Annotated in this window: 13 protein-coding genes; 3 read left to right on the forward strand and 10 right to left on the reverse strand. The window is 60.7% G+C overall.

What is annotated here, in order from left to right; all coding sequences use genetic code 11:
- Nucleotides 1–264: 264 nt before the first annotated feature.
- The 3 genes from EEQ99_RS06025 (at nt 265) to EEQ99_RS06035 (ending at nt 1240) form a co-directional block, all read left to right on the forward strand.
- The gene (locus tag EEQ99_RS06025; RefSeq protein WP_097630893.1) at nt 265–474 is read left to right on the forward strand and encodes a cold-shock protein; all 210 of its coding nucleotides are present in this window, start codon (nt 265–267) and stop codon (nt 472–474) included.
- A 127-nt stretch (nt 475–601) separates the two neighbouring features.
- Nucleotides 602–823, forward strand: coding sequence for a hypothetical protein (locus EEQ99_RS06030; protein WP_047613334.1), 222 nt, complete (start codon nt 602–604; stop codon nt 821–823).
- A gap of 36 nt (nt 824–859) precedes the next feature.
- A complete protein-coding gene (locus EEQ99_RS06035) occupies nt 860–1240 on the forward strand; it encodes a DUF6481 family protein (RefSeq protein ID WP_047613336.1) in 381 nt (126 codons plus the stop codon).
- Between the two features lie 40 nt (nt 1241–1280).
- Here the strand turns inward: EEQ99_RS06035 and minE are convergent, their stop codons facing one another.
- The 10 genes from minE to EEQ99_RS06085 form a co-directional block, all read right to left on the reverse strand.
- Entirely contained in the window at nt 1281–1541 is a 261-nt protein-coding gene (gene minE / locus EEQ99_RS06040; RefSeq protein ID WP_003574994.1) for a cell division topological specificity factor MinE, read from the reverse strand.
- Nucleotides 1538–2353: a septum site-determining protein MinD gene (gene minD, locus EEQ99_RS06045; RefSeq protein ID WP_018448670.1), complete on the reverse strand. Its 816-nt coding sequence runs from the start codon at nt 2351–2353 to the stop codon at nt 1538–1540. The genes minE and minD overlap by 4 nt, the downstream gene beginning before the upstream one ends.
- Nucleotides 2354–2438: 85 nt before the next feature.
- Entirely contained in the window at nt 2439–3158 is a 720-nt protein-coding gene (minC, locus tag EEQ99_RS06050) for a septum site-determining protein MinC (protein ID WP_097544639.1), read from the reverse strand.
- Between the two features lie 210 nt (nt 3159–3368).
- Entirely contained in the window at nt 3369–3971 is a 603-nt protein-coding gene (locus EEQ99_RS35355) for a methyl-accepting chemotaxis protein (protein ID WP_063476227.1), read from the reverse strand.
- A 117-nt stretch (nt 3972–4088) separates the two neighbouring features.
- Nucleotides 4089–5426, reverse strand: coding sequence for an NAD(P)-binding domain-containing protein (locus tag EEQ99_RS06060; RefSeq protein ID WP_097544638.1), 1338 nt, complete (start codon nt 5424–5426; stop codon nt 4089–4091).
- Between the two features lie 83 nt (nt 5427–5509).
- Nucleotides 5510–6550 (reverse strand): heme-dependent oxidative N-demethylase family protein, encoded by a 1041-nt coding sequence (locus tag EEQ99_RS06065; RefSeq protein WP_127430141.1) that lies wholly within the window; start codon nt 6548–6550, stop codon nt 5510–5512.
- Between the two features lie 34 nt (nt 6551–6584).
- Complete coding sequence (locus tag EEQ99_RS06070; RefSeq protein WP_097630892.1) at nt 6585–7550, reverse strand: PDR/VanB family oxidoreductase; 966 nt, start codon at nt 7548–7550, stop codon at nt 6585–6587.
- Nucleotides 7547–8152, reverse strand: a complete 606-nt coding sequence (locus EEQ99_RS06075; RefSeq protein WP_097630891.1) for a dimethylamine monooxygenase subunit DmmA family protein — start codon at nt 8150–8152, stop codon at nt 7547–7549. Before EEQ99_RS06075 ends, EEQ99_RS06070 begins: the two co-directional genes overlap by 4 nt.
- An 11-nt stretch (nt 8153–8163) precedes the next feature.
- Nucleotides 8164–9297: an aminomethyl transferase family protein gene (locus EEQ99_RS06080; RefSeq protein WP_097630890.1), complete on the reverse strand. Its 1134-nt coding sequence runs from the start codon at nt 9295–9297 to the stop codon at nt 8164–8166.
- A 173-nt stretch (nt 9298–9470) separates the two neighbouring features.
- The coding region (locus EEQ99_RS06085; protein WP_280178055.1) for a formyltransferase family protein at nt 9471–9715 on the reverse strand (245 nt) is incomplete at its 5' end.

Below are 9715 nucleotides of genomic sequence, written 5' to 3' on the forward strand. Positions count from 1 at the left end.
TTTTGAGGGCGGAGGCGGCGATCGGCCTTTTTGGCATGCAAGGCGGCCGATATACAACCTGGCGGAGATTTCACTACTCTGAAAAACTAAAAGTTGACAAACTCGGCTTGGATGACTATATCCCGGTTGTCGATATTGCTTGTTTGACTTTTGTTATCGCACGCTGGCAACGTGCCCTGGACGAACTTCCCTCTTCAAAATCGAGATCATCATCCGTCGTGCTTGCGCACGTGCGGTCTGTCAATTGCTATGAAAGGGTTTGTTATGACCACTGGCACAGTTAAATGGTTCAATTCCACCAAGGGCTTCGGCTTCATTCAGCCTGATGACGGCGGCGCTGACGCCTTCGTTCACATCTCTGCCGTCGAGCGCGCCGGAATGCGCGAAATCGTCGAGGGCCAGAAGATCGGCTACGAGCTCGAGCGCGATAACAAGTCGGGCAAAATGTCCGCTTGCAATCTCCAGGCTGGCTGAGCTGAAATCTGCTTTCCTTTGACCGCGGATGTACCGGCACTGCCGAAAGCATGATACTATCAAGGTCAGGCAATTTGCCTGGCCTTTTTGCTGCGTTCGCTGAGCGGCGCATGAATCCAGGACGGATATGACAGAGTCACATAGCAAATCACGCAAGCAGGCGGAGATTGCCTTTGGAAACGCGCAATCGCAATTCCTGGCGCGAAGCCGTGCGGTTGAGGAAGTCGATCAGACGGTGCGGGCCCGCGAAGAAAAGACCTTGCGGTTACGCGAAGCCCGCGAGGCCAAGGAGTTGCAGGATCGCTTGACAGCGGTTACCGCTCTTGCCGCAAAGAAAAAGAAAATCTGACCTTCGGGCCAGACATCCAACAGTCAGGAAACAGATTTGAAAAACGCCAGAAACAACGAGCTTGCCGATCGCCGCAGCGCCGCTGCCGAAGCCAAGGCCGCTCTCCTCAATGCGTATCGTACCGCCAAGGATACGGCTGAACCCACCCGGCTCGCCAAGCAGGCGGAGCGCCAGGCCATTGCCGCGGCCAGGGAAGAACGGCGTGCTGCGCGCGAACGGGTCAAGCTCGAGGAACTGGAGCGGGCTCAGGCCGCAGAAGCCGAGCGTCAGGCTGCCGCCGAGGCCGCCGCACGCGCCGAGGCCGACGCGCGCGAAGCGGCTGACAAAGACCGGATCGCCCGCGTGATTGCCGATGAAGCGGCCCGAAAGGCCGAACGCGACCTGCGCTACGCCAATCGCAAAGCCAGAAAGTCCTGACTGTCGGCGCCGCCTGTCGACACGACAGGCAGCGCTATCTTCAAGCCGCCTGCACGGCTGCATTCAGCGGGATTTCGACGTCGATTTCCAGCGTCGAGACGTACTCGTTGCGATCGATCGTCACCTGCACCTTGTCATGGTCGAGCTGCACGTGTTTTGCGATCACCGCCAGGATTTCCTCACGCAGCAGCGAGACCAGGTCCGACCCCGCCGAGGAGCGTTCATGGGCGAGAAGGACCTGCAGCCGTTCGCGGGCGGCCGGTGCTGTTCTCTGCTTGTTGAAAAGACGGAAAATATTCATGCTGCCCTCCGTCCGAAGATCTTGCCGAAAATATTCCTCTTTTCCTCTGGGATCGCGATCGGCACCGTCTCGCCGGCGAGCCGGCGAGCGGCATCGAAATAGGCCATAGCAGCCGCGCTGCGGCTGTCTGCCAGCGTGACTGGCGCGCCGATGTTGGAGGCACGCAGGACATCCATGCTTTCGGGTATGATGCCGAGCAGCGGGATGGAAAGGATTTCCAGGACGTCGTCGACCTTGAGCATGTCGCCACGTTCGGCGCGGTTGGCGTCGTAGCGGGTGAGCAGCAGGTGCTTTTCCATCCGCTCGCCGCGTTCGGCCTTGGCGGTCTTGGCATCCAGCAGGCCGATGATGCGATCGGAATCGCGCACCGACGAGACTTCCGGATTGGTGACGACCACGGCAACATCGGCGTGGCGCATGGCAAGCGTCGCGCCGCGTTCGATCCCTGCGGGGCTGTCGCAGATGATCCAGTCGAAATAGCGCTTCAGGTCGTTGATGACGCGCTCGACGCCCTCGGCCGTCAGATTGTCCTTGTCGCGCGTCTGCGAGGCCGGCAGCAGGAACAGCGTTTCCAGCCGCTTGTCGCGGATCAGCGCCTGGGTAAGCTTGGCGTCGCCCTGGATCACGTTGATCAGGTCGTAGACGACCCTGCGTTCGGCGCCCATCACGAGGTCGAGATTGCGCAAGCCCACGTCGAAATCGACGACGACGACTTTTTCATTGCGTTGCGCCAGCGCCGCTCCCAATGCGGCGGTCGAGGTGGTCTTGCCAACCCCGCCCTTGCCTGACGTGACGACGATCACTTTCCCCATCATTGTCTCTCCTTTGCCGTGGCCCCAGTAATTCAAAGTGTTACAGCGTCCTTTGCGGCTCTCGAAGAGACGCGCAGCGCTGCCGTCAGATCAGTTTCTCTGCCATGATCGCGTCCTCTTCGAGCCAGAGCTGAACAGCCTGTCCGCGAAGATTGGGGGCCATGTCTTCCGCCATTTTGTAGATGCCGTCGATTGCAACCAGCTCGGCCTCGAGCTTGCGGCAAAAGATCCGCGCCGATGCGTTTCCGATGGACCCCGCCATGGCTCGGCCACGCAGGGCGCCATAGATATGCACGGACCCTCCGGCGATGACCTCGGCACCCGAGGCGACCGATCCGATGACGGTGACGTCACCTTCCGGGAATATTACCGATTGTCCGGAGCGCACCGGCTCCCGGATGACGATCGATTGCATGGCCGGACGCGTCTCCGCCGCTGCCGGTTTGACCGGCGTATCGACGCTCTCTTTGGCCGGAACCTCGATATCGGAAACCGACCGGCCGCCTTTGAGCGCCGGCGGCATGCCGGAGCCGAGGATCGAAGGCCGCGCGCCTTCGATGCCCATGATGCTGACATTGCGCTTGGCAAGTTCGGCAATCAGGTCCTTCAGCTGCGAGCGGTCGATCTGCAGGTCGGTCAGGTCGAGCACGACAGGCCGGCCGAGGAAGAACCCGGCCGAACGCGCGGCCAGATCGTCCAGCCTGATCAACCAATCATCGATGGGAAGATCCGGGGACAGCATGACCGCGAGGAAAGAGCGGCCCTTGATGCGGATAGAGCGAGCGTCTGTTAGCACTTTGGTCATCTATGTGAAGAAATCGTTGACCATGTCTAGCGCTGCTATGGTTAACAAAAAGTTAACGCGGCCTTAACATTACCCATAATGACGTGAGGGTTTTCAAGGGCGAGATTGCGCCAAGCCATTGCAAACGCTTTGTATTCTCCAGCAGTGCCGAACAGTTAATAATGCGGCTTTCGACGTCAGCCGCAAATCTGCCGCTGCGCCGGGTGACGCTCAGCCTTCCGCCTTGCGTTGCGCGTTGGAAATGGCGCGTGCGGCCTCTTCCGAGGAGTTGGCGAGCGTGCGCATCTCGGCGGCCAGCACGGCAAAGCCTGATCCGGCGGTGCCGGCGCGGGCGGCCTCGATGCCGGCATTGACGGCGAGCAGCTTCAGGTAACGCAGCGATTGCAGGATCTCATTGGTCTTCGAGGCGGTGACGCGCATGTCGGCGGTCTGCTCATCGATTCGCTGATAGAGTGATTCGATGTTGATGATGCTGCCTTCGAGATAGAGAAGCTCGCCTTTCTCGTCCCAGATGCCGCCGCCGGTCTCGGTGACCCAGATGAGATGACCCATGGCGTGACGGATGCGGTATTCCATCGTCCAGTCCGTGCGCTTCTCCAGCGCCCGACCGACGATCTCGTCCATCAGAGGCACGTCTTCCTCGTACATGATCGAGGTGAAGGTCCGCGTGCGATTGCCGATGATCTCGTCGGTGGGATAACCGAAGATGCGCTCGATGCCGTCGGTCATTTCAAGCATGGTGTAGTTTTCGTCGGCGCGGCAGCGGTAGAGAAAACCGTTCATGCGCCCGAGAATGCTCGTTTGAAAATCCATGAAGGCCACATCCGAAGAGAAGAGTTGCAGATGGATTTATGTCGTCTCATTTAATACGGCGCATGCGCCGGAAGAGAACGCACGACCACCCTCCTCCGGCAATGCAGGCCTGCCTCATCAGTTGCGCAGATATTCTTCCATGGAATCGTCGAGCGCCTCGACCCAGGGCGTGTGATGCGTCGGCGACATGTTGCCGGTCATCAGCGACCGGTAGGCATGATCGCGGAAGCCCATGATATTGTGGGCCTTGTGATGTTCCCACTCCATGAAGGTCCGGTTGGTGCCCTCGATGTCGAAGGAGGGATAGTCGGTTTCATCAAGCAGTTCCTTCACATAGTCGCCCTGATACCAGATCATCTGCTCGGCATCTTCAAGCGTTTCCTCGCGGGCGCGCCACATGTCGAAATTGGCCTTCAGCGCCTCTTCCGACGGCAGGGTGATGCGCCCCATCATTACGTCGCGCGCCCACCAGGCCTGCACGTCGAACATGTTGAAGGTGTAGAACTGGTCCTGCATGCCGATATAGAAAAGCTGCGGGTTCTTGTCGAAGATCACCCCCTTGTAGAGGCTGTCGGCCCAGAGGCGGTTGGCGGTCTTCAGCCGGAGATCGTCGGGCAGGAAGGGGAAGTGGTGCTGGTATCCGGTGCAGAGGATCACAGCATCGACCTCCTTGCTCGAGCCGTCGAGGAAATGCGCCGTGCGGTTTTCGAGCTTGGTCAGCAGCGGCCGTTCCTCGAAATTCTCCGGCCATTTGAAGCCCATCGGTTTTGAACGGTAGCTCGTCGTCACCGATTTCGCGCCGTATTTCCAGCATTGCGAGCCGATGTCTTCGGCCGAATAGCTGCGGCCGACGATGAGGATATCCTTGCCCTTGAACTCCAGCGCGTCGCGGAAATCATGGGCATGCAGCACGCGGCCGTTGAAGGTCTTCACACCCTCGAAATAGGGCACGTTCGGCGTCGAGAAATGGCCGCTTGCGACGACGACATAATCGAATTCCTCGTCATACATCCGGTCCTCGATGCGGTTATGCGCCGTCACCGTGAATTTCTTCGTCTGATCGTCGAAGCGGACCATGCGCACCGGCGTGCTGAAGCGCACCCAGTGGCGGACATTCGCCTTCTCGACGCGGCCCTTGATGTAATCCCAGAGCACGGCGCGCGGCGGATAGGAGGCGATCGGCTTGCCGAAATGCTCCTCGAAGGAATAATCGGCGAATTCCAGGCATTCCTTCGGGCCGTTCGACCAGAGGTAACGATACATGCTGCCATGGACCGGCTCGCCATATTCGTCGAGGCCGGTGCGCCAGGTATAGTTCCAGAGCCCGCCCCAATCCGACTGTTTTTCGAAGCAGACGATCTCCGGGATCTCGGCACCCTTCTGGGCGGCCGATTGAAAGGCGCGCAGCTGCGCAAGCCCGGAAGGACCGGCACCGATGACGGCTACTCTTGTCATGAAGCATTCCCCTCTTGATTATATGTCATTGCCTGTTTTGCGCGTCTGAAACCGCACGCGGCGCTGGTGCGCACCGCTGCGCGTCAGTCGGGATAGATGCCGGGGCTGGTCGGAGCTCCGTCGTCATATTTGGAAAGCCAGTCGATCGTCGTCTCGCGGAAGCGGGTGAGGCCCTTGTAGTCGATGAGCTCTGGCGGCAGCGTCTTCAGCACGCGCGGAAAGCGGCGCGCCCATTTCGGCACGGTGGCGAGCTCTTCCATGTTCATCAGGTAGCAGCGGATGACGAAGAGGATGGCGTTCGAGCGCGGCAGGCGCCAGAGGCTCTGCAGTTCGACGCGCAGATGCACCTTCTCGCCGACATTGTCAGGCGTCACCGTGGTGCGATCGGGACCCCATTTGTGGTAGTTCTCCGGGCTGGTGTCGAGCCGCGGATTGATCGTCATCGTCCAGTTGAAACGCCGTGTCGGTTTGCCCTGCTGCAGGTTCAACAGGAATTTCAGCGCCCGGTCGAAGACGCCGATCTGGTGGGCGAGCGGCACCGGCCCGTGCCATTCCATGAAATTCATGCCGATATCGAAATCGAGCGACCAGTCGGCCTGCGTCGTCACCATGCCGGCGTCCATCCAGAGATTGCCGTCGCGCTGATCGACGATGCAGAAGTCGCCCTGGGCCTGGCGGGTGATATATTCGAAGGGTTCGCAGGGCAGCGTCGAGGCATCGCCGAAGGTGAAGCTGTCGTCGATGCCGAGCGGGCGGTTGATCCAGCGCCACTGATCGCCGTTGCGGATCAGCGTGAAATGGTCGGGGTAACCCGCCGCCTGCTCTTCCATCAAAAGTTCGAGCGTATCCCATTGCGCGCTCATCATGTGCGGCAGCGCCTGATAACGCAGCGGATCCTCCTTCAGAACCAATGCCCGGTCGTGCATTTCGGCGACGTAATGCTCGTCGACGTCGATCAGGTTTTCGTAGACGGTGCCCGTCCGGCCGCACACATGCGGCTCCATGTTGACGGAATACATGTATTCGTCGCGGTCGAAGGGAAACGGGAAACGCCGGATGTTTTCGGGGCTGTTGCGGTAGCTGAAGTCGTTCCGGAAGGTTTCCTGCTTGAAGGCGATTGCCATGTTCGGTCTCCTTGTCCCGCTTTATCAGATGCCGCTAGAGATCGAGATGCAGCGTGTTTCCCTCGAAGCGGGACACGCAGATCATCACCTTGCGGCCGGATGCTTTTTCTTCGTTCGTCAGATAGACGTCATGGTGCAACAGCTTGCCGTCGCAGGTGACGACACCCGTCTCGCATTGACCGCAGGCGCCGCCGCGACAGAGGAAGGGCGCGTCGACGCCCGCCGCCTCGATCGCCTCCAGCATGCTTTCGTGATGGCCGACCTTCACGGTCTTGCCGGAGCGAATCAGTTCCATCGTGAACGGTTTGCCGGGCAGAGATGACAGGAACCGTTCCGAATGCAGGTTCTGTTCCGGCCAGCCGGCGTTAAGGCCTGTTTTCAGCACGCCGTCGATCATGCCTGTGGGGCCGCAGACATAGAGATGCGTGCCAAGCGGCTGGCTGTCGAGCAGGCGAGTCAACGGGATGGTGCCGCCTTCGGCGTCGCAATAGATCTTGATGCGATGCCCGCCGTAGCGCTCCAGCAGTTCCCGCCAATAGGCGCCGCGGTCACGCGTGCGGATGGCGTAGTGCAGCTCGAAATTGGCGCCTTCGCGGGAAAACTGTTCCATCATCGCGATGAAGGGGGTGATGCCGATGCCGCCGGCGATCAGAAGATGCTTGCGCCCGCGCCAGTCCGGCTGGAACAGGTTGACGGGGTAGCTGACCTTCAGCTCGTCGCCTTCGCTGACCTTCTCATGCATGAAGGTGGAGCCGCCGCGTGAATCCTCGACATGCAGCACGCTGATCTCATAGGCCGTGCAGTCATGCGGCGGCGACATCAGCGAATAGGCGTTGCGGCGCATGTGGCCACCATCGTTCATCGAGACGATGACATGCGCGCCGCCGGAGAAATAGGGCAGCGGCTTGCCGTCCAGGCGCTCGAAGCGAAATCGTTTGACGCGCTCGGCGATCGGCGTGATCCGCGCCACGCGAACCGGAATTTCAGTACCACCGCTCAAAGGAACAACTCCTCCGGATCAGGCGCGCTGCCGGGCTCTTCGGCATCGATATTGACGCCCTGGAAGGCCGCAAGCCGGCGTGAATAATGGTCGCGCACCAGAAGCGGGAGCCCGCAATGGCTGCAGGCAAAGGGGCTGGTGGTGACGTCGTCGGTGATGCCCTTGCAATGGACGCATTGCACGCGTCGGGCCAGCGAGCCGCGATGCTCGGTGATGACGGAGGCATGGTCCATGCCGTATTCGAGCGCCAAGAGCATCGCCTGACCGATGAAGCCTTCGGTGCCCGAGATATAAAGCCGCGTGCCCATATGGGCGGTGGCGAGCGAGCCTTTCAACCGGAAGAGCAGCGTTGCGATGGTCGGGGCGGTGAAGAACATGTCGGCGCCGAGGTGGCGCAGCGCCTCGTCCAGGCCGGACCCTTGCGAGCCGCGGGCGACATAGAGGATTTCGCTACGGGAAAGCGCCGTGTCGTCAAGCGCCGGCTGCTGATCGAGGAGAGCCTTGGCGCCCTCCCCTTCGAGCGCGAAAATGTGCCGCCGGGCGTTGGGCTGGATGGTCAGTCCCGTGTAGACTGGTCGGCTCTTGATGCCTGCAACGAGCATTCGCGTGCTCCTTAACCTACGGCAGTCCTCTTCTTCTTCTCCGGATCGTCGAAGGGAAGCGTATGGGCGGTGGCGCCCGCCTTGAGGGTCTTGCCGCGGACTTCGAGTTTCGTCCCATGCACCGCCTTGTCAACGTCGAGACGGGCGATCGCCATGGATTTCTTCGTCAGCGACGAATAGCTCGGGCAGCTGATGACGCCGACCTTCTTGCCGTCGGCAAAGACCTCGTCGCCGAGATCGGCCGGTCCGTCGGCATCGATCAGCATGCCGAAGATCTTGAAGCGTTCCCTACCCTTGAGGCGGGCATGTTCCTCGGCGCCGCGAAAGCCCGTCTTGCCGGGGCTGACGGTAAAGTCGAGGCCGAGTTCCCAGAGGCTGTCGCCGGGCGGCTGATCGGCGAAGGGATACATCTGCGAATTGTCGTAGGGGTAGAAGAGCAGGTAGCTTTCGACGCGCAGCATGTCGAGAACCGAGAAGCAGCAGGGGATGATGCCCATCTCCTTGCCTTCCTCGACAATCCGGTCCCAGACCATCACGGCGTCCTGGCCGCGCACGAAGATCTCGTAGCCGCGCTCGCCGGTATAGCCAGTGCGAGAGATCATCACCGGCGCGCCGAATAGCGTCGTCTGCATGTGGTGGAAATATTTGAGGTCGCGGATGCCGGGCACGTATTTGGCGAGATAGTCGACCGCGAGCGGACCCTGCAGCGACAGGTCATGCAGGTCGTCGTCGAAGAGCACGGCGCAATTGCGGCCTGCCGCCTGGCGAACGACTTCCTCGTGGCCGGAGCCGGAGCCATGCACCAGCATCCAGGAATTCGGGCCGGTGCGATAGACGATGCAGTCGTCGGTGAAGTGGCCGCGCTCGTTCAGCATGGTCGCATAGACCGAGCGGCCGGGATAGATCTTCGTCAGGTCGCGGGTGGTGATGTAGTCGAGCACGGCGATGGCGTGCGGGCCGACCAGGTGCACTTTCTTCAGGCCCGAGACATCCATGATGCCGGCCTTGGTGCGGACCGCGACATGTTCTTCCGACATGTCCTTGTCGTAGGTCCAGGCGGTTCCCATGCCGCTCCAGTCCTCGAGCTTCGATCCCAGAGCGCGATGCCGATCCGCCAAGACGGAGAAACGCCATGATAAAGCCATTTCCGTTCCCTCTTATTTCCTCTACGGAATATTTATTTCCTGACTATATAAGTCTTTCGCGCCGTGGCAAGCCCGCCCGGCATGCATTTCCCAAACTTTCGGCGGCACTCGCCGCAGCTTTAACGTCCTGCATGACCGATGCGACTGCGTGCTGCCGTCGATGGCCGTCTCTCTCAACCCATGCGTTCGGAGGCGTAGCTGCCGGGGCTTGCCGGGAAGACCACGGTGCGGTTGCCGTTGATGAAGGTGCGGTGATGGATATGGGCGTGGATGGCGCGCGCCAGCACCTGGCTTTCGACGTCGCGGCCGATCGAGACATAGTCGTCGGGCGACTGCGCATGGGTGATGCGCGCCGTGTCCTGCTCGATGATCGGGCCTTCGTCGAGATCGGCGGTGACGTAATGCGCCGTCGCCCCGA

Origin of the sequence: Rhizobium anhuiense (assembly GCF_003985145.1) — a bacterium.
In the GTDB taxonomy this organism is placed as follows: Bacteria; Pseudomonadota; Alphaproteobacteria; order Rhizobiales; family Rhizobiaceae; genus Rhizobium; species Rhizobium anhuiense.

What these genes read in the sequence shown, in the direction of transcription:
- EEQ99_RS06025 (WP_097630893.1), top strand. Translation starts at nt 265, where the DNA reads ATGACCACTGGCACAGTTAAATGGTTCAATTCCACCAAGGGCTTCGGC.
- EEQ99_RS06030 (WP_047613334.1), top strand. Translation starts at nt 602, where the DNA reads ATGACAGAGTCACATAGCAAATCACGCAAGCAGGCGGAGATTGCCTTT.
- minE (WP_003574994.1), bottom strand. Translation starts at nt 1,541, where the DNA reads ATGAATATTTTCCGTCTTTTCAACAAGCAGAGAACAGCACCGGCCGCC.
- minD (WP_018448670.1), bottom strand. Translation starts at nt 2,353, where the DNA reads ATGGGGAAAGTGATCGTCGTCACGTCAGGCAAGGGCGGGGTTGGCAAG.
- minC (WP_097544639.1), bottom strand. Translation starts at nt 3,158, where the DNA reads ATGACCAAAGTGCTAACAGACGCTCGCTCTATCCGCATCAAGGGCCGC.
- EEQ99_RS35355 (WP_063476227.1), bottom strand. Translation starts at nt 3,971, where the DNA reads ATGGATTTTCAAACGAGCATTCTCGGGCGCATGAACGGTTTTCTCTAC.
- EEQ99_RS06060 (WP_097544638.1), bottom strand. Translation starts at nt 5,426, where the DNA reads ATGACAAGAGTAGCCGTCATCGGTGCCGGTCCTTCCGGGCTTGCGCAG.
- EEQ99_RS06065 (WP_127430141.1), bottom strand. Translation starts at nt 6,550, where the DNA reads ATGGCAATCGCCTTCAAGCAGGAAACCTTCCGGAACGACTTCAGCTAC.
- EEQ99_RS06075 (WP_097630891.1), bottom strand. Translation starts at nt 8,152, where the DNA reads ATGCTCGTTGCAGGCATCAAGAGCCGACCAGTCTACACGGGACTGACC.
- EEQ99_RS06080 (WP_097630890.1), bottom strand. Translation starts at nt 9,297, where the DNA reads ATGGCTTTATCATGGCGTTTCTCCGTCTTGGCGGATCGGCATCGCGCT.